Origin of the sequence: Streptomyces sp. NPDC047000 (assembly GCF_040644295.1) — a bacterium.
Lineage (GTDB): Bacteria > Actinomycetota > Actinomycetes > Streptomycetales > Streptomycetaceae > Streptomyces.
On the sequence record NZ_JBEYWE010000019.1, the window covers coordinates 114,847 to 138,982 of the forward strand.

Here is a 24,136-nt window from a genome sequence, read left to right on the forward strand (position 1 = left end):
TCTCAGGACGCCGTGGTCTCCCGTACCGGCTGGACGACCACGGAGGGAGCCTCGGCCGGTGCCGCGGGCACCCGCTCCGGCACGGGGACGGGGGAGGGAGCCGGGGCCGCGCCGCGCGGGCGAGGGGCCGGGACCGTCATGGCGACCAGCACTCCCAGCGCGAGGGCGACGAACGCGACGACCGTGACGCCGATGCCCGAACTCGTCTGTGACAGCAGCAGCATGGCGAGCGTCGAGAGGATCACGGTGCAGGAACCGTAGGCGAGCTGTGCGGCAGTCGGACGAGGCATGGCAATCGTGTCCTCGGAAGGTGACGGGGGGTAAGACGGGAGAGCGGCCTGGCTTTCCACCGACCCAGTTGCGTTCCGTCTTTGGACTCTATTCGCCTGGATGCCCGAGGGGAACGGCCGGTAAGCGTGACCTAACCCACGGTACCGGTGCACAGGGGGCGCACGGATTCACGGAGTCCATCCAGTGGACGGCACCACGCGCCGGTTCGGGACGCCGACGGCGTACGCCGGGGGTGTGAGGCGGCGTCCGTAAAACGGACCCGCGATCCGCATAGTGCACTTGTCCTGTGCAAGTCAAGGTCTGTCTTTTCTCCTAAACGTCTAGTCAAATATCGGCACTTGACTATCACGCGTTACCGCGCGCGGACCCAGCGCACCCGCAGGCCCCCTTCCGCGCGGCAGGTGCGTCAGGGGAGGACATCAAGTGACCAGCAGACCCTGGACGTTCAGAGCGGCAGCGATCACCGTCGCGTTCGCCGCGGCGACAGCCATGTTCTCGGCGGTCCCGGCCACCGCCGCCGGTACGACCGCGTCCGCGGCCGCGGACCGGCACGACCCGCAGCCGGTGAAGCAGCAGGACCACGACCTGGACGGTCCGTTGAGCCGGACCCAGGACGCCCAGCACCAGGAGGCGCTCAGCCAGGTCATATCCGGCCAGGCCGCCGTGCAGGACCGGGACGGCTCGCAGGTCGTCCGGCTCAAGGGCAAGGGCGGCCACAGCAAGTACGTCGAACTGGGCCGTGAGAAGACCGACAAGATCTTCACCATCCTGGTCGAGTTCGGCGACCAGGTCACCCCGGAGTTCGGCGGCACCCCCGGCCCGCTGCACAACCAGATCGCCGCGCCGGACCGCACCCAGGACAACTCCACCGCCTGGCAGGCCGATTACAACCAGCAGCACTTCCAGGACCTCTACTTCGGCACCGGCAGCGGCACCGAGTCGATGAAGAAGTTCTACGAGAAGGAGTCCTCGGGCCGCTACTCGGTGGACGGCAAGGTCAGCGACTGGGTCAAGGTCCCCTACAACGAGGCCCGTTACGGCAACGACGCGTGCGGCGACACCAACTGCCCCAGCGTGTGGAACGTCGTCAGCGACGGCGTCACCGCCTGGGTCGCCCAGCAGAAGGCGGCCGGCCGCACCGACGCCGACATCAAGGCGGACCTCTCCCAGTTCGACCAGTGGGACCGCTACGACTACGACGGCGACGGCAACTTCAACGAACCCGACGGCTACATCGACCACTTCCAGATCGTGCACGCCGGTGAGGACGAGTCCGCGGGCGGCGGCGTCCAGGGCGAGGACGCCATCTGGGCGCACCGCTGGTACGCCTTCGGCACCGACGCCGGTGCCACCGGCCCCGCCGGCAACAAGCTGGGCGGCGCGCAGATCGGCGACACGGGCATCTGGGTCGGCGACTACACCATCCAGCCGGAGAACGGCGGACTCGGCGTCTTCGCCCACGAGTACGGCCACGACCTCGGCCTGCCGGACCACTACGACACCTCCGGCGGCGGCGAGAACTCCACCGGCTTCTGGACGCTGATGTCCTCCGGCTCCTGGCTCGGCACCGGCAAGCAGGCGATCGGCGATCTCCCGGGCGACTTCAGTGCCTGGGACAAGCTGCAACTGGGCTGGCTGGACTACGACACCGCGCAGGCGGCCACGCGGTCCACGCACAAGCTGGGCGTCGCCGAGTACAACACCCGTGACAAGCAGGCCCTGGTGGTCACCCTGCCGGACAAGGCGGTCACCACCACCGTGGTCACCCCGGCGCAGGGTTCCACCCAGTGGTGGAGCGGCAGCGGCGACGACCTCAAGAACACGCTGACCCGTTCGGTGGACCTCACCGGCACGTCCTCCGCCACCCTCACCCTCGACGGCTACTACGACATCGAGGCGAACTACGACTACCTCTACACCGAGGTGTCCACCGACGGCGGCGCCGACTGGACCGCGCTGGACGGCACGGTGGACGGGCAGCCCGTCCCGCGCGACGCCAGCGGCAGCCCGGCGCTCACCGGCACCGCCGACGGCTACACGAAGCTGTCGTACCCCCTCGACGCCTACGCCGGCCAGAAGATCCAGCTCCGTTTCCGCTACCAGACCGACGGCGGGGTGGCCCAGAAGGGTTTCGCGGCCGACGAGATCACGGTGACCGCCGACGGCGCGCCTGTCTTCGCCGACGACGCCGAGAGCGCGGACCCCGCGTGGACCGCGAACGGCTTCTCCCGGGTCGGCGCGTCCTTCACCAAGGACTACGCGCAGTACTACATCGCCGAGAACCGTCAGTACGTGTCGTACGACAGGACGCTGAAGGTCGGCCCGTACAACTTCGGTTTCAGCACCACCCGTCCGGACTGGGTGGAGCACTTCCCGTACCAGAACGGCCTGTTGATCTGGAAGTGGGACACCTCCCAGGCGGACAACAACACCAGCGCCCACCCGGGCACCGGTCTCGTCCTGCCCGTCGACTCGCACCCGGCCGCGCTGAGGTGGTCCGACGGCACCGCGATGCGCAGCCGCATCCAGACCTTCGACGCGCCGTTCAGCCTCTTCCGCACGGACGGCATCACGCTGCACAAGGCGGATGTCGCGACGCGGATCCCGTCGTCGGGGGGAGTGCCGGTGTTCGACGACCACACCGGCGACTACTACGATCCGGCGACCCCCACCGCGGGCGTCAAGATCACTGACACCAACACCAAGATCCAGATCGTGCGGGAGGCCGCGGACGGCTCCACGATCCTGATCAAGGTCGGCCCCGCAGTGAAGTAGACAGGGTTATCGCAGGTCACACCCGTATCGGCGGCGACCCCCTGGCGGGTCGCCGCCGATCGTGTTTAGGTGCGTGCTGTGGATCGCTTATTGACACCGACCTCGACACCCACGCCGACGGGGGTATGACCGCATGGCCGCAGGAGGTTTCTGCAAGCTGCTGAACGGCACGGTGGTGGTGGCGCTGAACCTGCCGAGCCCCGTCGGCGGCGGCGCGGGCGGCGTGCGCGTCCTCGTCCACGCCCGCAACCGGGCACGTGCCCTGACCCGGCTGCGCAACCTGGGCCTGCGGGCCGTCTATCTGCGGGGCAACGCGGCCCCGCCGACCCCGGACGAGGTCACCGCGGTCCTGCATCACCCCGACGGCCTGGTCTGGCGCACCGCCCCTGACGGCGGCGCCCCGGTCCTCGAGCTGTGGCGCCCCATCCGCGCCCTCCTGGGCACCCCGGCCCACCAGCCCTGACGGCCCGCCCGCCGGGCTGAGGGGCGTGCCGAGTGGCCGGCGGCCTACTGCACGACGGGCTTGCCGGTCAGTTCCACGCCTGCCTCGAGCATCTCCTCCAGTGCCCGCTCGGTGGTCTCCGCCGCGACCCCGGCGGTGAGGTCGAGCAGCACCTGGGTGCGGAAGCCCTCGCGGACCGCGTCCAGCGCGGTGGCCCGGACGCAGTGGTCGGTGGCGATGCCGACGACGTCCACCTCGTCGATCTCCCGGGCCCGCAGCCAGTCGGCCAGCCCGGTGCCGCTCTCGTCGGTGCCCTCGAACCCGCTGTAGGCCGCCGAGTACGCCCCCTTGTCGAAGACGGCGTCGACGGCGCCCGAGGCGACGGTGGGCGCGAAGTTCGGGTGGAAGCCCACCCCCTCCGTGCCGGCCACGCAGTGCGCGGGCCAGGAGCGCACGAAGTCGGGGTTGTCGGCGAAATGGCCGCCGGGCGCGATGTGACGGTCGCGGGTCGCCACCACATGGCGGTACCCGGCCGGGGCCTGGGCGATCAGCTCGGTGACGGCGGCGGCCACATCGGCACCGCCGGACACCGCGAGGCTGCCCCCCTCGCAGAAGTCGTTCTGCACATCTACGACGATCAAGGCGCGGCGCATGACGGTGTCCTTCGACGAGGGGACGGGTCTCGGATCGGCGGAAGGCGCCGGTCCGGCGGAAGGTGCCGGCCCGGCCGTGAACTTCCGAGCCTACGGAGTTACGGCGGCGTAGGGGAGAGGGCGAGGGAGCCGGGACGGCACCCCTCTAACCGTCCGACCGCCCCTCCAGGTACTCCGTCGGGATCACCGGCTCCCCGCGGGACAGCTGGGTCGCGGACAGCGGCAGGCCGTCGCGGGCGGTGACGTGGCGGGTGCGGGCGGCCTCGAGGGGCTCACGGCCGACGACCTGGCCGCCCTTGACCAGCTCGACGAGCAGCTGCCGGTCCACGAGCTCCGGCGGGACCTGGCCGGTGCCGACGACCTCGGTCTCCGCGACGCCGTCGGCGTCCAGGCGCCGGGCGGCCCACTTGCGGCCGCCGACGGAGGTCTTGCCGCCGCTGGACCGTTTCGCCACCGGCAGCAGCGGCGCCTCCGGATCTCCGGACCCGGCACGCGCGACCAGCTTGTAGACCATGGAGCAGGTGGGGTGCCCGGAGCCGGTGACCAGCTGGGTGCCCACGCCGTAGGCGTCCACGGGCGCCGCCGCGAGCGACGCGATGGCGTACTCGTCGAGGTCCGAGGTGACGACGATCCGGGTGTGCGCGGCGCCCAGCTCGTCCAGCTGCTGCCGCACCCGGTGCGCGACGAGCAGCAGGTCGCCGGAGTCGATGCGCACGGCGCCCAGGTCGGGCCCGGCGACCTCGACGGCGGCCCGTACGGCCTCGGCGACGTCGTAGGTGTCGACCAGCAGCGTCGTGTCCCGGCCCAGCGACTCGACCTGGGCGCGGAAGGCGTCCCGCTCGTTGTCGTGGAGCAGGGTGAAGGCGTGGGCGGAGGTGCCGATCGTCGGTATGCCGTAGCGGAAGCCGGCGGCGAGGTCGGACGTGGAGGAGAAGCCGCCGACGTAGGCGGCGCGGGCGGCGGCGACCGCGGACAGTTCATGGGTGCGGCGGGCACCCATCTCCATCAGCGGGCGGTCCCCGGCGGCCGCGGACATCCGGGAGGCGGCGGCCGCGATCGCCGAGTCGTGGTTGAGGATGGACAGGATCACGGTCTCCAGCAGCACGCACTCGGCGAAGGAGCCCTCGACCCGCATGACCGGCGAGCCCGGGAAGTACACCTCGCCCTCCGGGTAGCCCCAGATGTCGCCCGAGAAGCGGTATCCGGCCAGCCAGTCCAGGGTCGCCCCGTCGACGACGCCGCGCTCCCGCAGGAAGTCCAGGACGGCCGCGTCGAAACGGAAGTTCTCCACCGCGTCCAGGACCCGCCCGGTGCCCGCCAGGACGCCGTAGCGCCGTCCGCCCGGCAGCCGGCGGGTGAAGACCTCGAACACGCTGCGCCGTCCGGCGGTGCCCGCCTTCAGCGCGGCTTCCAGCATGGTCAGCTCGTAATGGTCCGTGAAGAGCGCCGTCGACGGCACGCCCACCCGTCGCCCACCACCACCCTTCTGAGGAAGCGCCGCGCGCTCTTCTTCTTCCGGCAGCCCAAGGTCCGCTGTGCTCATGCCACGCATGCTACCCCACATTTCGTCAGTGTGACGATTTCCCGGGGGCGTGGCAGCATGGGCTGTGTGACGTCACCCGCTCCCGTAGAGATCGAACGAACCGAGTCGGCGGAGGAGGTCTTCGCCGTACCCGAGCCGGACGTCCCCTGGGTCACCATCGTGCACAACGACCCCGTCAACCTGATGAGCTACGTGACCTACGTCTTCCAGACGTACTTCGGCTATCCGAAGGACAAGGCCACCAAGCTCATGCTCGACGTCCACCACAAGGGCCGGGCGGTCGTCTCCAGCGGCTCGCGCGAGGAGATGGAGCGCGACGTGCAGGCCATGCACGGCTACGGTCTGTGGGCCACCCTCCAGCAGGACCGCAAGTAGCCCCTGTCGCGGGGCGGCCCCTTCCGCGGGGCCCGCTCGGCGCCCCCCAGCAGCGAAAAGACCCATGCCCGGACACTTCGAACCGCTTCCCGGCGGCGGCGCGGCCGTCGCGCTCGACGACGTCGAGATCTCCATCATCCGCTCGCTGGCGGTCCAGCTCCTGGAGCTGATCGGCCCCGGCCCGTCGGCGGACACGCCGGAGGACCCGCTCGCCGAGCTGTTCGCCGAGGGGCCGAGCGAGCCGCCCTCCGACCCGGTGCTCAAGCGGCTCTTCCCGGACGCCTACCGCGATCCGGAGTCGGAGCCCGACTCCCCGCTGGAGGCCGAGGAACGGCGGCAGCACTCCGCCGAGTTCCGCCGTTTCACGGAGAACGATCTGCGCGCCGGCAAACGGGAGAACGCCCTCGCGGTGATCCGCTCGCTGGACGCGCTCGGCTCGCCCGGGGACGGCAACGTCGTGCTGGAGCTCGATCCGGGCGAGGTGCGGCGCTGGCTCGGCGCCCTCAACGATCTGCGCCTGGCGATCAGCACCCGGCTGGACATCACCGGCGAGGACGACACCGACGTCCTCTACGGGCTCCCGGACGACGACCCGCGCAAGCCGCTGGTCATGGCGTACCTCTGGCTGGGCGGACTCCAGGAGACCCTGGTCACGACCCTGATGCCCTGACCGGGCCACGACCTTGACGCCCTTGACGCCCTGATGCCCCGACCCGGTCGCGGCGCCGGCGCCCCGGGCGGCGCCCCGGGTGGCGCGCCCGTGCCCCCCGTTGCGTGCGTTCCTACGACCGCGGGCGCCGTGTTCGCTCAGAGGATGCTCAAATCCGGATAACGATCGCGTTATCGATCCGGCCTGTTCTGTCCTTCGCGGACATTTTCCGTCCTTTATGTCCGTGCCGTGTGCCACAGCCGCTGGGGACGATCACGAATGCGACCGTGGTAAACCTTCACGATCACTCGGCACGGACACCACCCAGGTCCGGCCGGGTGCGCCTGTCGTGCCGGTGACCGCCGGCCAGGCACCGCTCCAGCAGTCCGGGGGGATCGAGATGCGGTCCGGAGCCGTTCGGCGGTCCGGTCCGGCATGGATGGAGAAAGGGCCACACACATGACCTCGGAGAAGGTCACCGAAAGAGCCGCGGCCACGCCGGAGGCGGGCACCTCGGAAGAGGGCTACGAACGCGGACTCGGCAGCCGCCAGGTACAGATGATCGCGATCGGCGGAGCCATCGGCGTCGGTCTGTTCCTCGGAGCCGGGGCGAACATCGCCAAGGCCGGTCCCAGCCTCATCGTGATGTACGCGGTGGCGGGCGCGATCGTCTTCTTCATCATGCGGGCCCTGGGCGAACTCCTGCTCTACCGCCCGGTGTCGGGCTCGTTCGCCGAGTACTCCCGGGAGTTCTGCGGCCCGTTCTTCGGCTTCTTCACCGGCTGGACGTACTGGCTGATGTGGGTCGTCACCGGCATGGCCGAGCTGACCGCCGCCGCGATCTACGTCAACTACTGGTTCCCGGGCATCCCCCGGTGGGTGACGGCCCTGGTCTTCCTGCTGGTCCTGTTCGCCGTCAACCTGATCTCCGTGAAGCTCTTCGGCGAGCTGGAGTTCTGGTTCTCGATGGTCAAGGTCACCGCGCTGATCGGCATGATCGTGATCGGTCTCGGTGTGCTGACCTTCGGCTTCAGCGCCGCCGGGGACACCGCCCACGTAGCCAACCTCTGGCAGTTCGACGGCTTCTTCCCCAAGGGCGTCGGCTCCTCCCTGATGACCCTTCAGGGCGTCATGTTCGCCTACCTGGCCGTCGAACTCGTCGGGGTGACCGCCGGGGAGTCCGAGGAACCGGAGAAGACGCTCCCCAAGGCGATCAACACCCTGCCCTGGCGCATCGCGCTGTTCTACGTCGGCGCCCTGACCGTCATCCTCTGCGTGGTCAAGTGGACCGAGTTCGCGCCCGGCGTCAGTCCGTTCGTGAAGGCGTTCGCCGTCATCGGCATCCCGGCCGGCGCCGGCATCGTCAACTTCGTGGTGCTCACCGCGGCGCTGTCCTCCTGCAACTCCGGCATGTACTCCACCGGCCGGATGCTGCGCACCCTCGCCGACAACGGTGAGGCCCCGGCCGCGTTCAAGAAGCTCTCGGCGTCCAGGACCCCGGCGTTCGGCATCACCGTCTCCGTCGGCTTCATGGCCATCGGCGTGGTCCTCAACTACGTCGTCCCGGAGAAGGCGTTCGGCTACGTCACCTCCGTCGCCACCGCCGCCGGCATCTGGACCTGGCTGATGATCCTGGTCAGCCACATCCTCTACCGCCGGGCGGTCAAGGCCGGCCGGCTGCCCGCCTCCGCCTTCCCGGCGCCCGGCGGTTCGGTGTTCAGCTGGGTCGCCGTCGCCTTCCTGCTCTTCGTCACCGGCGAGATCGCCTACGACGCCGACGCCCGCGTCTGCCTCTACGTCATGGCGGGCTGGGCCGCCGCCCTCGCCGTCGGCTGGGCCGCCCTGCGCGTCCGTCACCCCGAGGCCGCCGCCCGCCGGACGGCGCCGCTCCCGGCCGAGGTGGTCGTCAGGCCGGACGCCACCGACGACACCGTGACCGGCGCGGACGCGACCGCGACCGGGGCCGACGCCGGCGCGGAGGCCGCTGCCGAGATCCGCTGACCCCGTCGGCGCCGTCCGTCATCCGGGCCACCCCGTACCACCTGTCGGTACGGGGTGGCCCTCTGCTTATCCTGAGCGCATGCTCACCATCACCCGCGACCTCTACGACAGGATCGTCGCCCACGCGCGCAAGGACCACCCCGACGAGGCGTGCGGCGCCATCGCGGGTCCCGACGACGGCAGCGACCGCCCGGAACGTTTCATCCCCATGCTGAACGAGGCCCGCTCGCCCACGTTCTACCAGTACAGCTCGGACGGCCTGTACGCCCTGTACGAGGAGATGCGGGTCCGCGACGAGGTCCCGGTGGTCTTCTACCACTCCCACACCGGCACCGAGGCGTACCCGTCCCGCACCGACATCTCGTACGCGAACGAGCCGTACACCCACTACGTGATCGTCTCCACGGCCGACACCGAGGGCCTCGGCGAGTTCCAGTTCCGCTCGTTCCGTATCCAGGAGGGCGAGGTCACCGAGGAGGAGGAGGTCAAGATCGTCGACGCGTACTGATCCGTACCGGCGCCCACCGCGAAGCGCCGATTATCAGATCCCGTACGCCCCCGCAAGGGCCGGTCGTCTCGAACCGCGGATGAAAACCGTCCGAAGAATGAGATCACATTCCAGTACCCGGACCGGGAATCGATACGATGAGCCCATGGTTCTTCACGACGTGAGCGAGAACGCGCCGGGCATGCTGCTCGTGGCGCGGCTGCACGTCGATCTCTGCAGGATGAACAGCGCCATTTGACGTCCCTGCCGCCGTGCCGCCGTGAGGCCGCGGCGCTCCCCCGTGCCCGAGTCCGCGCCAGAATCCGTGCCCGTGCCCGCCCGGGTCCCCGGGGAACCCCGCACGCGCGCCCCAGAACCGCCGACGACCAGACGCCGCAGACGCCACAGACGACACCGGCGACACAGCCGAAACATCCGACAGGAGCCCGACACCATGGCCATCGAGGTCCGCATCCCCACCATCCTCCGCCAGTACACCGAGGGCCAGAAGGCGGTGGAGGGCACCGGTGCCACCCTCGCCGATCTCCTCGCCGACCTCGAGACCCGGCACGCGGGCATCCAGGCGCGCATCGTCGACGACGGCGAGCTGCGCCGCTTCGTCAACGTCTACCTGAACGACGAGGACGTCCGTTTCCTGGAGGGCATCAACACCAAGGTGGCCGACGGCGACAACGTGACGATCCTGCCCGCCGTCGCCGGCGGCATGGCCTGATCGGCCGCTGATCCCCGATGCGCTACGACTCTCCCCTGGCCGCGGTGGGCAACACCCCGCTGGTGCTCCTGCCGCGGCTGTCGCCGTCCGCCGACGTCCGGATCTGGGCGAAGCTCGAGGACCGCAACCCGACAGGCTCCGTCAAGGACCGTCCCGCCCTGTTCATGATCGAGCAGGCCGAGAAGGACGGCCGTCTCACCCCGGGCTGCACGATCCTGGAGCCGACCTCCGGCAACACCGGCATCTCGCTGGCGATGGCGGCCAGGCTCAAGGGTTACCGCATGGTGTGCGTGATGCCCGAGAACACCTCCCAGGAACGCCGTGACCTGCTGGGCATGTGGGGTGCGGAGATCATCCCCAGCCCGGCCGCGGGCGGTTCCAACACGGCCGTGCGCGTCGCCAAGGAACTGTCCGCCGAGCACCCCGACTGGGTGATGCTCTACCAGTACGGCAACCCGGACAACGCGGGCGCCCACTACGCCACCACCGGCCCGGAGATCTTCGCCGACCTCCCGTCCGTCACGCACTTCGTCGCCGGCCTGGGCACCACCGGCACCCTGATGGGCGTCGGCCGGTACCTGCGCGAGCACAAGCCGGACGTGAAGATCGTCGCCGCCGAGCCGCGCTACGACGACCTGGTGTACGGCCTGCGCAACCTCGACGAGGGCTTCGTGCCGGAGCTGTACGACGCCTCCGTGCTCACCACCCGCTTCTCGGTCGGCTCGGCCGACGCGGTCACCCGCACCCGTGAACTCCTCCAGCAGGAGGGCATCTTCGCGGGCGTCTCCACCGGTGCCGCCCTGCACGCGGCGATCGGCGTCGGCAGGAAGGCGGTCAAGGCGGGCGAGAGCGCCGACATCGTCTTCGTCGTCGCCGACGGCGGCTGGAAGTACCTGTCCACCGGGGTCTACACGGCGGCCACCACCGAGGAGGCCATCGAAACGCTGCACGGACAGCTGTGGGCGTGACCGGCGGCAGCGGACGGCCGGGCGTTCCGGTACCGGGCGTACGGAGGCCGCAGGCGCCGGTGAGCACCCCGGCGCCGGATGCGTGGGCGCCGTACGCGCGGATGCTGCGCGCGTAGACCCCTTCCCACCCGGTACGTCATCGACGCGCCAACCCCCTCCTACGAGGGGGCCAAGCGTCGCACATGGCGCGGTAAAGATGTCCTTCGCGGGGTGCCGGGGGACCGGCGGGCCGGGCTACGTTCGGCCCGTCTTGTCATGCCATGCTCAGCGGGGTGACAGGGCGTCTGAATGTCATGCTCATGATCGCGCACTCTGCCGCCGCTACGCGCGTCACGGGCTGGCCTGCCTTTCTACCCCACCGATGGAGGCAGCACCCCCATGACCCCCCAGCGTGAAGCACGCCCGAGCACACGCCGGCGCAGTCCGCGAAGACTCCTCGCCGCCGTACTCCCCGCCCTCGCCCTCACCGTCGCCGGCCTGATGGCGGCCCCCGCGGCCGGGGCCCAGCCCGCCGCCGCGACGGCCGGCCACACCTCCCGCACCACCCAGAACGCCAAGGCCCTCACCGCCCCGGACCGGCAGACCTTCCACGCCACCGGCAAGGCCGGCCAGAAGGTGCCCACCACCCACCTCTGCGGCACCCCGAGCGCCGGTCACGCCTCCTGCTTCGCCCAGCGGCGCACCGACATCAAGCAGCGGCTCTCCGCCGCCCTGGCCGCGGCGCCCTCCGGCCTCAGCCCGGCCAACCTGCACAGCGCCTACAACCTGCCCTCGACCGGCGGTTCCGGACTGACCGTCGCCGTCGTCGACGCCTACAACGACCCCAACGCCGAGTCGGACCTGGCCACCTACCGCTCCACCTACGGCCTGTCCGCCTGCACCAAGGCCAACGGCTGCTTCAAGCAGGTCAGCCAGACCGGCTCCACCAGCTCCCTGCCCTCCAACGACTCCGGCTGGGCCGGGGAGGAGGCGCTGGACATCGACATGGTCAGCGCGGTCTGCCCCAACTGCAACATCATCCTCGTCGAGGCCAGCTCCGCGAACGACTCCGACCTCGGCACCGCCGAGAACGAGGCCGTCACCCTCGGCGCCAAGTTCGTCTCCAACAGCTGGGGCGGCTCCGAGGCGTCCTCCCAGACCAGCGAGGACACCAGCTACTTCAAGCACCCGGGCGTCGCCATCACCGTCTCCTCCGGTGACAGCGGCTACGGCGCCGAGTACCCGGCGACCTCCCAGTACGTGACCGCCGTCGGCGGCACCGCGCTCTCCACGTCCTCCAACTCCCGCGGCTGGACCGAGTCCGTGTGGAAGACGTCCAGCACCGAGGGCACCGGCTCCGGCTGCTCCGCCTACGACGCCAAGCCGAGCTGGCAGACCGACACCGGCTGCACCAAGCGCATGGAGGCCGACGTCGCCGCGGTCGCCGACCCGGCCACCGGCGTCGCCGTCTACGACACCTACGGCGGCTCCGGCTGGGCGGTCTACGGCGGCACCAGCGCCTCCGCCCCGATCGTCGCCGGCGTCTACGCCCTCGCGGGCACCCCGGGCTCCGCCGACTACCCGGCGAAGTACCCCTACTCCCACACCTCCAACCTGTACGACGTGACGAGCGGCAACAACGGCTCCTGCTCCACCTCGTACTTCTGCACCGCCGCCACCGGCTACGACGGCCCGACCGGCTGGGGCACCCCCAACGGCACCGCCGCCTTCACCTCCGGCACCAGCACCGGCAACACGGTGACCGTCACCAGCCCCGGCAGCCAGTCCACGACGACCGGCGGCTCGGTCAGCCTGCAGATCTCGGCGAGCGACAGCGCGGGCGCGACCCTCACCTACAGCGCCTCGGGGCTGCCCACCGGGCTCTCCATCAGCAGCTCGACCGGCCTGATCTCGGGTACGGCGTCCACCGCGGGCACCTACAGCACGACCGTCACGGCCACCGACTCCACCGGCGCGACCGGCTCGGCGTCCTTCACCTGGACGGTCAGCTCGTCCGGCGGCGGCACCTGCACCTCCACGCAGCTGCTGGGCAACGCGGGCTTCGAGTCGGGCAGCACCACCTGGACGGCGTCCAGCGGTGTCATCACCAACTCCAGCAGCGAGGCGGCGCACGGCGGTTCCTACTACGCCTGGCTCGACGGCTACGGCTCCACCCACACCGACACGCTCTCCCAGTCGGTGACCGTCCCGTCCGGCTGCAAGGCCACGTTCACCTTCTACCTGCACGTCGACACCTCGGAGACCACCACCAGCACGGCGTACGACAAGCTGACGGTGACCGCCGGTTCGACGACCCTGGCGACGTACTCCAACCTCAACGCCGCCTCCGGCTACGCCCAGAAGTCCTTCGACCTGTCCTCCTACGCGGGCTCCACGGTCACGCTGAAGTTCAGCGGCGTCGAGGACTCCTCGCTCCAGACCAGCTTCGTCCTCGACGACACCGCGGTGACGACCGGCTGACCGCGTCGTACGACAGCCGACACGGGCTGAAGGGGCCCCGGCCGGGTGAGTCACCGGCCGGGGCCCTCGCGTCGCCGCCGTGCGACACGCCGTCACGGGGATCCTGATGCGGGGGAGACACGTCCAAGGGGCGACAACGGGCAACCCCGCGTGACAACGGGCAACCACGGGCAACAGGGAAACCCTTGACAGTCCGGGGCACAGCGCCCGGAGCACGGGGCGCAGGCCCGGGGCAACGGCAGAGAGGCGGCCGCACCATGCGTCGTACGACGTTCCTTCCGACCACCATGACCGCCGTGGCGGTGTCGGCGCTGCTGCTGACGGGCTGCGGCTCGTCGGGCGGCGGCGGTACGGCGGCTGACGGGAAGACGACAGTGCCACCGGCCTCGGCGTCACCGACCCCATCGCCCTCCCCGTCCCCGTCTTCTGCCACGCCGTCACCGTCCACCTCGGTGACACCCCCCGCCTCACCCACCCCACCGGTCTCCCCGAGCACCTCCACCGTTCCCGGCCACTGCGCCGATACGGTCACCCTGACCGCCGCCGACAACGGACACACCGTCTGCCTGACGGAGGGCGGCGAGGTCCGGGTGAACCTGGACGGCAGCAAGGACCGTCCCTGGTCGTCCGTCAGGGTGAAGGGCACCGCGACCCTGGAGGCGGTCAACGCCGGCTTCGCCGTCCTGCCGGGTGACGCGAACGCCGCCTACCGGGCCACCGGCACCGGCACCGCCCACCTCACCTCGTCCCGGCCGCTGTGCGCGAGCGGCCCGAACCGCATGGCCTGCAAGGGGATCGTGGAGTGGGCGGTCACCGTGACGGTGCGGGGGAGCTGACCTGGGCCCCCGTCCCGCTCACGCGGCCAGGTGCCGTACCCGGTCCCACAGCGCCGCGTCCACCACGCCCTCCCGGCGCCGGAACTCCCGTACCGGCACCTCGCGCAGCTCACCGGTCTGCAGGAAGCTCGCCCGCCCCTGCGGATCGCCCACCGAGCCGGGCGGCAGGGGGATCACCCCGGCCAGTTCCTCGTGACGGCGGCTGGTGATCTTCACGACCAGCGCCCGGTCACCCCGTACCGACAGCACCAGGCACGGCCGGTCCTTGGCGCCGGGACCGTCCTCGAAGGGGACGCAGGCCCACCAGATCTCCGCGGGCCGCGGCCGGCCGACGCCGCGTTCCCCCGCGCGTCCTCCGGGACGGCCGGGCGGGCGGGTCCGTCTGCCGCGCGGCCGGCGTCCCCGCCCCCAGCCGTCGACCAGTGTCGCGACGAGGGCGAGCAGTACCACCGCGGCAAGCGCCAGCCACCATGACCTGTCCATGCGGACGACGGTACCGGCGTGCGGAAGACCGTGCGCGCCCCCTGACGTACCTCACACACCCCGCTTCCAGCCGAACCGGTGACAGCACAGGTGAGTTCGCCCACAACGGCCCTTGACAGGGGAGCGACGCCGGGTTCCGCGGCTTAGGCTCGACGGACCGCACGACTTTCGCCATGGCCCGCGCCACGGCCCGCGCCATGGTCCCGTCACGACCCCCTCACACCCCCGAAACCCCTTGTCCAGCCCTCCGGGTCCGTCTCTCCGGCTCCGCCCGGTCGCCCGGTTCCTCTCATCCGCCAGCGGAGGTTTCTGCTTTATGAAGCTCACCGTCGTCGGCTGCTCGGGGTCGTTCCCGTCCGCGGAATCGGCCTGTTCGAGCTACCTCGTCGAGGCCGACGGCTTCCGGCTGCTGCTCGACATGGGCAACGGCGCCCTGGGCGAGTTGCAGCGCCACTGCGGTCTCTACGACCTCGACGCGATCTTTCTCAGCCATCTGCACCCCGATCACTGCATCGACATGTGTGCGTACTTCGTCGCGCGCTACTACCGCCACGACGGCGGCCGGGCCGCACCGCTCCCGGTCTACGGCCCCGAGGGCACCGAGCACCGGCTGACCACGGCGTACGCGGACACGCCGTCGGCGTCGTCCATGAGCGAGGTCTTCGACTTCCACACCGTCAAGCCGTCGGTCCTCGACATCGGCCCCTTCACGGTGCATGTGGACCGCGTGGCGCATCCCGTGGAGACCTACGGCATCCGGGTCGAGCACGGCGGCCGGTCGCTGACGTACTCCGGGGACACCGGCCTCTCCCCGGCGCTGGACGAACTCGCCCGTGACACCGACCTGTTCCTGTGCGAGGCGGCGTTCACGCACGGCAAGGAGGACATCCCGGGCCTCCACCTCAACGGCCGCGAGGCGGGCGAGACCGCCGCGCGGGCCGGGGCCCGGCGGCTGCTGCTCACTCACATCCCGCCGTGGACCGACGCCGAGGTCAACCTCGCCGACGCCCGCGCCGTCTTCGGCGGCCCGGTGGAACTGGCGGTGCCGAGGGCGACGTACGAGGTGTGAGACGCCGTACGAGGTGTGAGACACCGACCCCGGACACGGGAAAGCCCCCGGAGCGAGGCTCCGGGGGCTTTCGTCACGTGGGGCGCGGGGTCACGCCTTGGTGATGTCCTCGAGCTCCTCCTCGGGCTCACGGCCCGGGGTCTGAAGGTCGAACTTGAGGATGGCGAAGCGGAAGACGAAGTAGTAGATCGCCGCGAACACCAGGCCGATCGGGATGATCAGCCACGGCTTGGTCGCCAGGTTCCAGTTCAGCGCGTAGTCGATCAGACCGGCGGAGAAGGTGAAGCCGGCGTGGACACCGAGGGCCCAGGTGATCGCCATGGACAGGGCGGTGAGCACCGCGTGGATCGCGTAGAGCAGCGGCGCGATGAACATGAACGAGAACTCGATCGGCTCGGTCACACCGGTCACGAACGAGGTCAGCGCGACCGAGATCATCATGCCCATGACGGCCTTGCGGCGCTCGGGGCGGGCGGTGTGCGCGATGGCCAGGGCGGCGGCCGGCAGACCGAACATCATGATGGGGAAGAAGCCCGACATGAACTGTCCGGCGGTCGGGTCACCCGCGAAGAAGCGGTTGAGGTCACCGTGGACGACGGTGCCGGCGGAGTTCTTGAAGTCACCGATCTGGAACCAGGAGACGGCGTTCACGAACTGGTGCATGCCGACCGGGATCAGCGCGCGGTTGATGGCGCCGAACAGACCGGCACCCAGGGCGCCGAGGCCGGTGACCCACTCGCCGAAGTTGGAGATGCCCGTGCCGATCGGCTTCCAGACCAGGCCGAAGAAGACACCCATGGCGGTGCCGAGGAAGGCCATGATGATCGGGACGAGACGGCGGCCGTTGAAGAAGCCGAGCCAGTCGACCAGCTTGGTGCGGTGGAAGCGCTGCCACATCACCGCGGACAGCAGACCCATCAGGATGCCGCCGAGGACGCCCGGGTTGTTGTAGGTGGCGGCTATGTCCGCACCCGCCTGGACCTTGGCCTCGGTGACCGGGAACGCCTTGAGGACGTTGCTGTAGACGAGGAAGCCGACCAGGCCGGCGAGGGCCGTGGAGCCGTCCGCCTTCTTGGCGAAGCCGATCGCGACACCGATGCAGAACAGCAGCGGCAGGTTGTCGAAGATCGCTCCACCGGCGGTGGAGAACACCGCCGTGACCTTGTCGGGCAGGTTCCACTTGTCATGGATGTCGGCCTGGCCGAACCGCAGCAGGATACCGGCCGCCGGAAGGACGGCGATCGGAAGCTGCAGGCTGCGGCCCACTTTCTGCAGGCCCTGGATCAGGCCGGATCCCCGCTTCTTTGCGGGTGCCGCCGCTGGCGCGCTGGCGGTGCTCATAGCTCCTCCATCGGGTGGTGGTCTACACCACTCAGTGGTGTAGACCTGTTGTAGCACGATGAAGGCGAGATAAGGAACCCGTGCGGCCCACTACGGTTTGATTACGGTCTTCACGGGGAAAAATGGAGGATTCGCAGCAACTTCTCAAAGGCATTGAAAGCCGAGGTGAGGGGTGCTGTGGAGGGCCGAAGGGCGGGCCGGACGGAGGGCGTTCCGGGTCGCTCGGCCCCTCGTCCGCGGGGTGCCGGGATGCATGGCGAAGGCCCCGGTCCGGTCGACTTCCGGTCGACCGGACCGGGGCCTTGTGGTACGGCCGCGATGAGGCTTTCGGGCGTTTCGGTGAAGAGAGTCCCCTCTCAGACCCTGGTGGTGTCCTCGACCTCGTCCTCGGGCTCCCGGCCCGGCGTTTTCAGGTCGAATCTCGTGATGGCGAACCGGAAGACCGCGTAGTAGACCGCCGCGAACGCCAGCCCGATCGGGATGATCGCCCACGGTCTGGTCGCCAGGTTCCAGTTGATGACGTAGTCGATCAGACCGGCGGAGAAGCTGAACCCGTCGTGCACCCCGAGCCCCCAGGTCACCGCCATCGACACGCCCGTCAGCAGCGCGTGCGCGGCGTACAGCAGCGGGGCGATGAAGAGGAACGAGTACTCGATCGGCTCGGTGATGCCGGTCACGAACGACGTCAGCGCCACCGACAGCATCAGGCCGCCCACCTCCTTGCGGCGGTGCGGCCTGGCCGTGTGCGTGATGGCCAGGGCGGCCGCCGGGAGCGCGAACATCATGATGGGGAAGAAGCCCGACGTGAACTGGCCCGCGTGCGGGTCGCCCGCCAGGAACATGTTGATGTCGCCGTGCACCACCGTGCCGTCGGGCAGCGTGTAGCTGCCGAACTGGAACCAGATGGGCACGTTCAGGAACTGGTGCAGGCCCACCACCAGCAGCGCCCGGTTCGCGACACCGAACACCCCCGCGCCCCAGGAGCCCAGACCGCTCAGCCAGTCGCTGAAACTCTGCAACGCGTCACCGATCGGCGGCCACACCCACAGACACAGCACCGCGAATCCGATGGCCGCGAACGACATGATGATCGGCACGAGCCGCCGCCCGTTGAAGAAGCCCAGCCAGTCCACCAGCTTCGTCCGGTGGAACCGGGCCCAGAAGAAGGCGGACATCAGGCCGAGAACGATCCCTCCGAACACCCCCGGGTTCTGGAAGGTGAACGTCGACACCGAGCCGGCGCTCACCTGGCAGCCGACGCCGGGCAGCACCTTCGAGCCGGCGGGGCAGTCCTGTGGGAACTGGTGCAGCACGCCGTAGTAGACGAGGAAACCGGCCACCGCCGCCAGCGCCGTCGAGCCGTCCGCCTTCTTCGCCATCCCGATCGCGACGCCCACGCAGAACAGCAGCGGCAGCCCCACCGAACCGTCGAGCAGCGCGCCGCCCGCGCCCTTCATCACCTTGGAGACATCGGTCCACCCCAGCCCGTCGTCCCCGAACACATCGGGCTGGCCGAGCCGGTTCAGGATGCCGGCGGCCGGCAGCACCGCGATCGGCAGCTGCAGACTGCGGCCCATCTTCTGCACGCCCTGAAACAGCCGATGCCGCCACAGCTGCCCCGAACCGGCCGCAGCACCACCGGTGTTGCCTGCGCTCGCCGCGCTCATACACGTCCCTCCGGGCTGCCGCGGACCAGGGGCGGTTTGTCGACCGCCAGCAAGGTGGTGTAGACCAACCGTGGACGACGGTCGCCAGGTCGTGAACGCCATCCTTCGGCACCCGCGGCGAGACCGCTCGCAAAGTTGGGCCAACTGTGGGTTACTGCGTCAAAGCAGTTCGGATCAGGGAGACAGAACATGGCCACCAAGGCTGAGAAGATCGTCGCCGGGCTGGGCGGCATCGAGAACATCGAGGAGATCGAGGGCTGCATCACCCGGCTGCGCACCGAGGTGATCGATGCCTCCCTGGTCGACGACGCCGCCCTCAAGGCCGCCGGCGCGCACGGCGTCGTGAAGATGGGCAACGCCATCCAGGTCGTCATCGGCACGGACGCCGACCCGATCGCGGCGGAGATCGAAGACATGATGTGACCGGTATGACCGGACGGGGCGAGACCGCCCCCGGCACGCCGTAGGGCCCTCCCACCACGGGAGGGCCCTACGGCTTCCCTCCTACGAGTCCCTTTCCACAGGCCCGGACCACCCCGCCCACCGCGGGCACTAGGCTCGGCCGCATGTCACGAATCGACGGCCGAACCCCCCAACAGCTCCGCCCCGTCACCATCGAGCGAGGCTGGAGCAAGCACGCCGAGGGCTCCGTCCTCGTCTCCTTCGGCGACACCAAGGTCCTCTGCACCGCCTCCTTCACCGAAGGGGTCCCGCGCTGGCGCAAGGGCAGCGGCGAGGGCTGGGTGACCGCCGAGTACTCCATGCTGCCCAGGGCCACCAACACCCGCGGCGACCGCGAGTCCGTCCGGGGCCGGATCGGCGGACGCACCCACGAGATCAGCCGCCTGATCGGCCGCTCGCTGCGCGCGGTGATCGACTACAAGGCGCTCGGCGAGAACACCGTCGTGCTCGACTGCGATGTCCTCCAGGCCGACGGCGGCACCCGCACGGCCGCGATCACCGGCGCCTACGTCGCCCTCGCCGACGCGGTGACCTGGGCGCGGGGCAAGAAGCTGATCCGCGCGAGCCGCCAGCCCCTCACCGGCACCGTGTCCGCCGTCTCCGTCGGCATCGTCGGCGCGGTCCCGCTGCTCGACCTCTGCTACGAGGAGGACGTCAGGGCCGAGACCGACATGAACGTCGTCTGCACGGGCGACGGCCGCTTCGTCGAGATCCAGGGCACCGCGGAGGCCGAGCCGTTCGCGCGCGACGAGCTCAACGCCCTGCTGGACCTGGCCGTCGGGGGCTGCACCGAACTCGCGTCGCTCCAGCGCGAGGCGCTCGGCAGGACCCTGGGCGAGCCCGCCGAGCAGTGAGGCGCCCCGCGTCCGATGGCTTGAACCAGGCGTGATCCCGGGGCGCGGCATGGGTAAAGGGGACGCAAAAGAGAGTGATCGGTGCGGGCAACCGGGCCGACCGTCCTCGCGTCACTACCGGTACGGGCGCGCGGTTAGTCACCGCGCGCCCGGCCACCAAGGGGAGGGGACCCAGCCATGCCCGCGAGCCGACGCCGACACCCGGGACGCGACCGGGAACGCGATCGACGTCGTAGCACCACCCGTGCCGCCGCAGTGGCCGCCGCACTGGCGTTCACCCTGCTCACCGCCGGGTTCACCACCGGCTGCGACGCGGTCGGCAAGGCCCTGGACTGCGTACAGACCGCCGACTCCATCGCCGACAGCGTCACCGACCTCCAGCAGGCGGTGGAGAACGCGGCCGACGACCCCACCCAGACCGACCAGTCGCTCAACGCGATCGAACGGGACCTCGGCAAGATAGGCGACAAGACGGACAACGCCGACGTCAACAAGGCGGTCGACGATCTCCGGAAGGCCGTGGGAAACGTCCGCAAGGCCGTCGAGAACGGCGACGACACCCCCGACATCAGCCCCGTCACGGACGCGGCGGGCGAACTGACGAAGGTCTGCACGTCGTGACGGCCCGCGGCGCGGCGGAGAACCGGCGGCGCGCCGCCGGGATACTGGACGCATGACCCGTCTGATCCTCGCCACCCGCAACGCCGGAAAGATCACCGAGCTCCGCTCGATCCTCGCCGACGCCGGACTGCCCCACGAACTCGTCGGCGCGGAGGCGTACCCCGACATCCCCGACGTCAAGGAGACGGGCGTCACCTTCGCCGAGAACGCGCTCCTGAAGGCCCACGCCCTGGCACAGGCCACCGGCGTCCCGGCGGTCGCCGACGACTCCGGCCTGTGCGTCGACGTCCTGCACGGCGCGCCCGGCATCTTCTCCGCCCGCTGGGCGGGGAAGCACGGCGACGACCGGGCCAACCTGGAGCTGCTGCTGGCCCAGCTGTCCGACATCGCCGACGGACACCGCCGCGCCCACTTCGCCTGCGCGGCGGCGCTGGCCCTGCCGGACGGCCGGGAACGGGTCGTCGAGGGCCGCCTGGAGGGCACGCTGCGCCACACCCCGGCGGGCACGAACGGCTTCGGCTACGACCCGATCCTCCAGCCGGACGGCGAGCGGCGCACCTGCGCGGAACTGACCCCGGCGGAGAAGAACACGATCAGCCACCGGGGCAAGGCGTTCCGCGCCCTGGTCCCGGTGGTACGTGAGCTGCTGGGCTGACGCGTGGAGATGCCCCGCACCTCACGATCGAAGGTGCGGGGCCCTGTTTTTCCTGTGGGCCCGGTGGGACTTGAACCCACGACACACCGGACCTAAACCGGCGCCCTCTAGCCAGCTGGGGTACGGGCCCTCAGCGCTGCATACTCTACTGGGCGCTGCGCACCGCTCGTCGCCCTCCTCTGCACCACGTGCTGGTGATCGCGTGGCAATTGGGACACAGAAGCCGCAGGTTCTCACGCCGATCGTCGCACCGGTCCCCGTTGATGTGATCGACCTCCAGCGTCATGGGCCTCCCGAACCATTCGGGACCCACACCGCACGAGGCACACTCCTCCGGGAAGCCGATGGCGCGCAGCGCTCTGCGCAGCGCATGCGTCCGTGTGCGGGTCTCGCTGTCGTGCTTGATCAGGATGTCGTCGGGGGAGCGGGTGGTGCCCGGCTTTCCGCGCCGGTGCCCCTGCCCGAGGAAGTGGGAGAGATCGAGACCGTCTTCCGCCGCCCATTGACGGAACAGCGCGCGCTGCCGACCGCTGTACGGTGCCATGCCCAGCACGCGTAGCGCCTCCACCACCGATGCCGCCCGCTCGACCGCCCGCCGCAGAGCGTCGCAATCGGGTCTGCAGGGGACCGCATTGGACCGTGCCCGCGGCCGCGCCCCTTCACTCATGACGTCCTGTTTCGGGTCTGTGGCCGCTGCTTTCCCCGTCCCCTGTAGCTGTCGGTCGTCGAGTGGCAGTTGGGGCACAGAAGCCGCAGGTTCCCGATGCGGTTGTCCCGCCAGTTGCCGTCGATGTGGTCGACCTCGAGAGGCAGGGGAAAGCCCTGCCAGACCGCTTCCATGCCGCAGAGCGCACACAGCTCCGGCACACCGGCCGCTGTCATCGCTCGCTTGAGCCGGTCGCCCGGCACGCGCCGGGCCGACTCGGCAGGCTGCTGGACGAGCAGGCCTCCCGGGACTCTGGACCGCCGGACTCCGCTGCCGGGTGCTGACGCCCGGAAATGGGACGTGTCGATGGCGTACGCCTTGATCCGGCTGCTGATGTGGGTATGGTGCCCGCCGGTCACATCAAGCCCGAGGCGCCGCAGCACCTCGCACACACTGGCCGAGGCGGCTACGGCGGGATGAAGGATCTCCCTGGTCCATTTGACCCCGTCGCGTTCGAAGTGTGAAGTATCCACCCCGAACTCCTTCATCCGCTTGCGGATGTAGGCCCTCCGCGAGCTGCCCGGATCCACCCCGAGAGCACGGAGCGCCTCCGACATCGTCCTAGCCCCCCGGGCGGCCTCCGTCAGCCGCTCCCGGGGATACGCACTGGTCCCCATCACCCCTCCGGTTCCGTCCACACGTTCGTGATCTCGTACGGAGTAACGAACGGCGGTCCGGCGGGTTACGCCGGCGGAGGGTGTGACGGGGGAGGGGTCCGTGCCGGGGCCCGGTCAGACGCCCAGGTCTTTGATGATCTTGGCTACGTGGCCGGTGGCCTTGACGTTGTAGAGGGCTCGTTCGACCTTGCCCTCCTCGTCCACGACCACCGTCGAGCGGATCACTCCGACGACCGTCTTGCCGTAGAGCTTCTTCTCGCCGAACGCCCCGTACGCCTCCAGGACCTTCTTGTCCGGGTCGGCCACCAGGGTGACCTTCAGGTTCTCCTTCTCGCGGAACTTCGCCAGCTTCTCCGGCTTGTCGGGGGAGACGCCGATGACGTCGTAACCCGCTCCGGCCAGCAGCTCCAGGTTGTCGGTGAAGTCGCACGCCTGTTTGGTGCAGCCGGGGGTGAGGGCGGCGGGGTAGAAGTACACGATGACCTTGCGGCCCTTGTGGGCCGCGAGGGACACCTCGTTGCCGTCGGCGTCGGGCAGGGTGAAGTCCGGGGCCGTGTCCCCGGTCTCGAGTCGCTCGCTCATCCGGCTAGCGTATCGGGGGGGCCTGGCGATGCGACGGAACGCAAAGCTGACAGACTGTCCGGAACAGCAACAGATGACTTCGGAGGCCGTACGGTGGCGGACACGTCGAACACACCGGACACCAGAACACCGGCGCAGATCGAGGCGGACATCGAGCGCCGCCGTGCCACGCTGGCCGACACGCTCGACGAGATCGGGGTGCGCGTGCACCCGAAGACCATCGTCGGCGACGCGAAGGCCAAGGTCGCCGCCGATGTCGACCGCACCCTCGGGCGGGCCTACGTCCAGGTCAACCGGGTCGTCAGCGATGTCCGGCGGCAGTTCGTGGACGAGGAGGGCGCGCCCCGCCCGGAGCGGATCGTGCCGGCCGCGCTGGTGGTCGTCGGGGTCGTGGGCCTGCTCGCCCTGGGCGCGCGGCGCCGTGGCCGCGCGAAGTGACGGCCGACCCGGCGGCGTACGAACCCGGCAAAGGCAGGTAGGTTCGAAGGCGTGAGCGCCAAGAGAAGCGATACCAGCACCCAGCACGACAAGCTGCCCATCCGCATGCTCCACGACCGCGTCCTCGTGCGGCAGGAGACCGGTGAGGGCGAGCGTCGTTCGGGCGGCGGCATCCTGATCCCCGCGACGGCCGCCGTGGGCCGCCGCCTCGCGTGGGCGGAGGTCGTCGCGGTGGGGCAGAACGTACGGACCGTGGAGCCGGGCGACCGGGTCCTGTACGACCCGGAGGACCGTGCGGAGGTGGAGGTGCGGGGCATCCCGTACGTCCTGATGCGCGAGCGCGACCTGCACGCCGTGGCCGCGGACCGCTTCGAGGGCTCCGAGGACTCGACGGGCCTGTATCTCTGATCAGGCTTCTCTGATCAGGC

At 70.2% G+C, this 24,136-nt stretch carries 27 protein-coding genes and 1 tRNA gene; 18 read left to right on the forward strand and 10 right to left on the reverse strand.

The genetic code is table 11. The features are described from left to right. Positions 1 to 2: 2 nt before the first annotated feature. A complete protein-coding gene (locus ABZ862_RS26435; RefSeq protein WP_360962710.1) occupies positions 3 to 290 on the reverse strand; it encodes a hypothetical protein in 288 nt (95 codons plus the stop codon). A gap of 424 nt (positions 291 to 714) precedes the next feature. Between ABZ862_RS26435 and ABZ862_RS26440 the strand changes: the two genes are divergently transcribed. Continuing rightward, the gene (locus ABZ862_RS26440; protein WP_360962713.1) at positions 715 to 3,066 is read left to right on the forward strand and encodes an immune inhibitor A domain-containing protein; all 2,352 of its coding nucleotides are present in this window, start codon (positions 715 to 717) and stop codon (positions 3,064 to 3,066) included. 133 nt (positions 3,067 to 3,199) lie between these two features. Next, complete coding sequence (locus tag ABZ862_RS26445; RefSeq protein WP_360962716.1) at positions 3,200 to 3,529, forward strand: hypothetical protein; 330 nt, start codon at positions 3,200 to 3,202, stop codon at positions 3,527 to 3,529. 44 nt (positions 3,530 to 3,573) lie between these two features. Here the strand turns inward: ABZ862_RS26445 and ABZ862_RS26450 are convergent, their stop codons facing one another. Together ABZ862_RS26450 and ABZ862_RS26455 are read right to left on the reverse strand one after the other, a co-directional pair. Further along, on the reverse strand, positions 3,574 to 4,161 hold the full coding sequence (locus ABZ862_RS26450; RefSeq protein WP_360962719.1) for a nicotinamidase: 588 nt from the start codon (positions 4,159 to 4,161) through the stop codon (positions 3,574 to 3,576). A gap of 145 nt (positions 4,162 to 4,306) precedes the next feature. Next, positions 4,307 to 5,704 (reverse strand): nicotinate phosphoribosyltransferase, encoded by a 1,398-nt coding sequence (locus tag ABZ862_RS26455; RefSeq protein WP_360962721.1) that lies wholly within the window; start codon positions 5,702 to 5,704, stop codon positions 4,307 to 4,309. A gap of 57 nt (positions 5,705 to 5,761) precedes the next feature. Here ABZ862_RS26455 and clpS point away from each other — a divergent pair, with 57 nt between their 5' ends. The 9 genes from clpS to ABZ862_RS26500 all read left to right on the forward strand — a co-directional run bounded on the left by clpS (position 5,762) and on the right by ABZ862_RS26500 (position 14,213). After that, positions 5,762 to 6,079: an ATP-dependent Clp protease adapter ClpS gene (gene clpS / locus ABZ862_RS26460; RefSeq protein WP_360962866.1), complete on the forward strand. Its 318-nt coding sequence runs from the start codon at positions 5,762 to 5,764 to the stop codon at positions 6,077 to 6,079. A 64-nt stretch (positions 6,080 to 6,143) separates the two neighbouring features. Further along, positions 6,144 to 6,749 carry a DUF2017 domain-containing protein gene (locus ABZ862_RS26465; RefSeq protein ID WP_360962724.1) on the forward strand — a complete coding sequence of 202 codons (606 nt, stop codon included), beginning with the start codon at positions 6,144 to 6,146 and terminating at the stop codon, positions 6,747 to 6,749. 438 nt (positions 6,750 to 7,187) lie between these two features. Beyond that, on the forward strand, positions 7,188 to 8,729 hold the full coding sequence (locus ABZ862_RS26470) for an amino acid permease (protein WP_360962727.1): 1,542 nt from the start codon (positions 7,188 to 7,190) through the stop codon (positions 8,727 to 8,729). A 79-nt stretch (positions 8,730 to 8,808) separates the two neighbouring features. Further along, positions 8,809 to 9,237 carry a M67 family metallopeptidase gene (locus ABZ862_RS26475; RefSeq protein ID WP_360962730.1) on the forward strand — a complete coding sequence of 143 codons (429 nt, stop codon included), beginning with the start codon at positions 8,809 to 8,811 and terminating at the stop codon, positions 9,235 to 9,237. A 145-nt stretch (positions 9,238 to 9,382) separates the two neighbouring features. After that, positions 9,383 to 9,475, forward strand: a complete 93-nt coding sequence (locus ABZ862_RS26480) for a putative leader peptide (protein WP_360962733.1) — start codon at positions 9,383 to 9,385, stop codon at positions 9,473 to 9,475. A gap of 195 nt (positions 9,476 to 9,670) precedes the next feature. Then, a complete protein-coding gene (locus ABZ862_RS26485; protein WP_360962736.1) occupies positions 9,671 to 9,949 on the forward strand; it encodes a MoaD/ThiS family protein in 279 nt (92 codons plus the stop codon). 17 nt (positions 9,950 to 9,966) lie between these two features. Continuing rightward, complete coding sequence (locus ABZ862_RS26490; protein ID WP_360962739.1) at positions 9,967 to 10,917, forward strand: cysteine synthase; 951 nt, start codon at positions 9,967 to 9,969, stop codon at positions 10,915 to 10,917. Positions 10,918 to 11,295: 378 nt separating this feature from the next. Beyond that, complete coding sequence (locus ABZ862_RS26495) at positions 11,296 to 13,377, forward strand: putative Ig domain-containing protein (RefSeq protein ID WP_360962741.1); 2,082 nt, start codon at positions 11,296 to 11,298, stop codon at positions 13,375 to 13,377. A 257-nt stretch (positions 13,378 to 13,634) separates the two neighbouring features. Next, a complete protein-coding gene (locus ABZ862_RS26500; RefSeq protein ID WP_360962744.1) occupies positions 13,635 to 14,213 on the forward strand; it encodes a hypothetical protein in 579 nt (192 codons plus the stop codon). 18 nt (positions 14,214 to 14,231) lie between these two features. Here the strand turns inward: ABZ862_RS26500 and ABZ862_RS26505 are convergent, their stop codons facing one another. Continuing rightward, positions 14,232 to 14,696 (reverse strand): type II toxin-antitoxin system PemK/MazF family toxin, encoded by a 465-nt coding sequence (locus tag ABZ862_RS26505; protein WP_360962746.1) that lies wholly within the window; start codon positions 14,694 to 14,696, stop codon positions 14,232 to 14,234. Between the two features lie 316 nt (positions 14,697 to 15,012). On the opposite strand from ABZ862_RS26505, the gene ABZ862_RS26510 reads away from it, so the two are divergent. Further along, positions 15,013 to 15,765: an MBL fold metallo-hydrolase gene (locus ABZ862_RS26510; protein ID WP_360962748.1), complete on the forward strand. Its 753-nt coding sequence runs from the start codon at positions 15,013 to 15,015 to the stop codon at positions 15,763 to 15,765. A 90-nt stretch (positions 15,766 to 15,855) separates the two neighbouring features. Here the strand turns inward: ABZ862_RS26510 and ABZ862_RS26515 are convergent, their stop codons facing one another. Next, positions 15,856 to 17,106: a PTS transporter subunit EIIC gene (locus ABZ862_RS26515; RefSeq protein ID WP_360962751.1), complete on the reverse strand. Its 1,251-nt coding sequence runs from the start codon at positions 17,104 to 17,106 to the stop codon at positions 15,856 to 15,858. Positions 17,107 to 17,462: 356 nt separating this feature from the next. Continuing rightward, positions 17,463 to 18,683 carry a PTS transporter subunit EIIC gene (locus tag ABZ862_RS26520; protein ID WP_360962869.1) on the reverse strand — a complete coding sequence of 407 codons (1,221 nt, stop codon included), beginning with the start codon at positions 18,681 to 18,683 and terminating at the stop codon, positions 17,463 to 17,465. 279 nt (positions 18,684 to 18,962) lie between these two features. Here ABZ862_RS26520 and ABZ862_RS26525 point away from each other — a divergent pair, with 279 nt between their 5' ends. The 4 genes from ABZ862_RS26525 (at position 18,963) to rdgB (ending at position 21,365) form a co-directional block, all read left to right on the forward strand. Further along, positions 18,963 to 19,196: a PTS glucose/sucrose transporter subunit IIB gene (locus tag ABZ862_RS26525; protein WP_360962754.1), complete on the forward strand. Its 234-nt coding sequence runs from the start codon at positions 18,963 to 18,965 to the stop codon at positions 19,194 to 19,196. A 143-nt stretch (positions 19,197 to 19,339) separates the two neighbouring features. Then, positions 19,340 to 20,089 carry a ribonuclease PH gene (gene rph, locus ABZ862_RS26530; protein ID WP_360962757.1) on the forward strand — a complete coding sequence of 250 codons (750 nt, stop codon included), beginning with the start codon at positions 19,340 to 19,342 and terminating at the stop codon, positions 20,087 to 20,089. Positions 20,090 to 20,266: 177 nt separating this feature from the next. Then, the gene (locus tag ABZ862_RS26535; protein ID WP_360962760.1) at positions 20,267 to 20,710 is read left to right on the forward strand and encodes a hypothetical protein; all 444 of its coding nucleotides are present in this window, start codon (positions 20,267 to 20,269) and stop codon (positions 20,708 to 20,710) included. A gap of 52 nt (positions 20,711 to 20,762) precedes the next feature. Beyond that, positions 20,763 to 21,365 carry an RdgB/HAM1 family non-canonical purine NTP pyrophosphatase gene (gene rdgB / locus ABZ862_RS26540; protein WP_360962763.1) on the forward strand — a complete coding sequence of 201 codons (603 nt, stop codon included), beginning with the start codon at positions 20,763 to 20,765 and terminating at the stop codon, positions 21,363 to 21,365. Between the two features lie 55 nt (positions 21,366 to 21,420). Here rdgB and ABZ862_RS26545 read toward each other — a convergent pair. The 4 genes from ABZ862_RS26545 to bcp all read right to left on the reverse strand — a co-directional run bounded on the left by ABZ862_RS26545 (position 21,421) and on the right by bcp (position 23,270). After that, positions 21,421 to 21,495, reverse strand: a tRNA-Leu gene (locus ABZ862_RS26545). A gap of 15 nt (positions 21,496 to 21,510) precedes the next feature. Next, on the reverse strand, positions 21,511 to 21,909 hold the full coding sequence (locus ABZ862_RS26550; protein WP_360962872.1) for an HNH endonuclease: 399 nt from the start codon (positions 21,907 to 21,909) through the stop codon (positions 21,511 to 21,513). Positions 21,910 to 22,028: 119 nt separating this feature from the next. Further along, positions 22,029 to 22,688: an HNH endonuclease signature motif containing protein gene (locus tag ABZ862_RS26555; protein ID WP_360962766.1), complete on the reverse strand. Its 660-nt coding sequence runs from the start codon at positions 22,686 to 22,688 to the stop codon at positions 22,029 to 22,031. Positions 22,689 to 22,802: 114 nt separating this feature from the next. Beyond that, positions 22,803 to 23,270, reverse strand: a complete 468-nt coding sequence (gene bcp, locus ABZ862_RS26560) for a thioredoxin-dependent thiol peroxidase (protein ID WP_360962769.1) — start codon at positions 23,268 to 23,270, stop codon at positions 22,803 to 22,805. 93 nt (positions 23,271 to 23,363) lie between these two features. On the opposite strand from bcp, the gene ABZ862_RS26565 reads away from it, so the two are divergent. After that, the gene (locus tag ABZ862_RS26565) at positions 23,364 to 23,708 is read left to right on the forward strand and encodes a DUF3618 domain-containing protein (RefSeq protein WP_360962772.1); all 345 of its coding nucleotides are present in this window, start codon (positions 23,364 to 23,366) and stop codon (positions 23,706 to 23,708) included. A 51-nt stretch (positions 23,709 to 23,759) separates the two neighbouring features. After that, positions 23,760 to 24,116, forward strand: a complete 357-nt coding sequence (locus ABZ862_RS26570) for a co-chaperone GroES (RefSeq protein ID WP_360962775.1) — start codon at positions 23,760 to 23,762, stop codon at positions 24,114 to 24,116. Positions 24,117 to 24,136 lie beyond the last annotated feature (20 nt).

Bases quoted from the DNA above. Each gene is read 5' to 3' on its own strand.
- ABZ862_RS26435 (WP_360962710.1), bottom strand. From the start codon at position 290: ATGCCTCGTCCGACTGCCGCACAGCTCGCCTACGGTTCCTGCACCGTG.
- ABZ862_RS26445 (WP_360962716.1), top strand. From the start codon at position 3,200: ATGGCCGCAGGAGGTTTCTGCAAGCTGCTGAACGGCACGGTGGTGGTG.
- ABZ862_RS26450 (WP_360962719.1), bottom strand. From the start codon at position 4,161: ATGCGCCGCGCCTTGATCGTCGTAGATGTGCAGAACGACTTCTGCGAG.
- ABZ862_RS26455 (WP_360962721.1), bottom strand. From the start codon at position 5,704: ATGAGCACAGCGGACCTTGGGCTGCCGGAAGAAGAAGAGCGCGCGGCG.
- clpS (WP_360962866.1), top strand. From the start codon at position 5,762: ATGGGCTGTGTGACGTCACCCGCTCCCGTAGAGATCGAACGAACCGAG.
- ABZ862_RS26465 (WP_360962724.1), top strand. From the start codon at position 6,144: ATGCCCGGACACTTCGAACCGCTTCCCGGCGGCGGCGCGGCCGTCGCG.
- ABZ862_RS26470 (WP_360962727.1), top strand. From the start codon at position 7,188: ATGACCTCGGAGAAGGTCACCGAAAGAGCCGCGGCCACGCCGGAGGCG.
- ABZ862_RS26475 (WP_360962730.1), top strand. From the start codon at position 8,809: ATGCTCACCATCACCCGCGACCTCTACGACAGGATCGTCGCCCACGCG.
- ABZ862_RS26480 (WP_360962733.1), top strand. From the start codon at position 9,383: ATGGTTCTTCACGACGTGAGCGAGAACGCGCCGGGCATGCTGCTCGTG.
- ABZ862_RS26485 (WP_360962736.1), top strand. From the start codon at position 9,671: ATGGCCATCGAGGTCCGCATCCCCACCATCCTCCGCCAGTACACCGAG.
- ABZ862_RS26490 (WP_360962739.1), top strand. From the start codon at position 9,967: ATGCGCTACGACTCTCCCCTGGCCGCGGTGGGCAACACCCCGCTGGTG.
- ABZ862_RS26495 (WP_360962741.1), top strand. From the start codon at position 11,296: ATGACCCCCCAGCGTGAAGCACGCCCGAGCACACGCCGGCGCAGTCCG.
- ABZ862_RS26500 (WP_360962744.1), top strand. From the start codon at position 13,635: ATGCGTCGTACGACGTTCCTTCCGACCACCATGACCGCCGTGGCGGTG.
- ABZ862_RS26505 (WP_360962746.1), bottom strand. From the start codon at position 14,696: ATGGACAGGTCATGGTGGCTGGCGCTTGCCGCGGTGGTACTGCTCGCC.
- ABZ862_RS26510 (WP_360962748.1), top strand. From the start codon at position 15,013: ATGAAGCTCACCGTCGTCGGCTGCTCGGGGTCGTTCCCGTCCGCGGAA.
- ABZ862_RS26515 (WP_360962751.1), bottom strand. From the start codon at position 17,106: ATGAGCACCGCCAGCGCGCCAGCGGCGGCACCCGCAAAGAAGCGGGGA.
- ABZ862_RS26520 (WP_360962869.1), bottom strand. From the start codon at position 18,683: ATGGGCCGCAGTCTGCAGCTGCCGATCGCGGTGCTGCCGGCCGCCGGC.
- ABZ862_RS26525 (WP_360962754.1), top strand. From the start codon at position 18,963: ATGGCCACCAAGGCTGAGAAGATCGTCGCCGGGCTGGGCGGCATCGAG.
- rph (WP_360962757.1), top strand. From the start codon at position 19,340: ATGTCACGAATCGACGGCCGAACCCCCCAACAGCTCCGCCCCGTCACC.
- ABZ862_RS26535 (WP_360962760.1), top strand. From the start codon at position 20,267: ATGCCCGCGAGCCGACGCCGACACCCGGGACGCGACCGGGAACGCGAT.
- rdgB (WP_360962763.1), top strand. From the start codon at position 20,763: ATGACCCGTCTGATCCTCGCCACCCGCAACGCCGGAAAGATCACCGAG.
- ABZ862_RS26550 (WP_360962872.1), bottom strand. From the start codon at position 21,909: ATGGCACCGTACAGCGGTCGGCAGCGCGCGCTGTTCCGTCAATGGGCG.
- ABZ862_RS26555 (WP_360962766.1), bottom strand. From the start codon at position 22,688: ATGGGGACCAGTGCGTATCCCCGGGAGCGGCTGACGGAGGCCGCCCGG.
- bcp (WP_360962769.1), bottom strand. From the start codon at position 23,270: ATGAGCGAGCGACTCGAGACCGGGGACACGGCCCCGGACTTCACCCTG.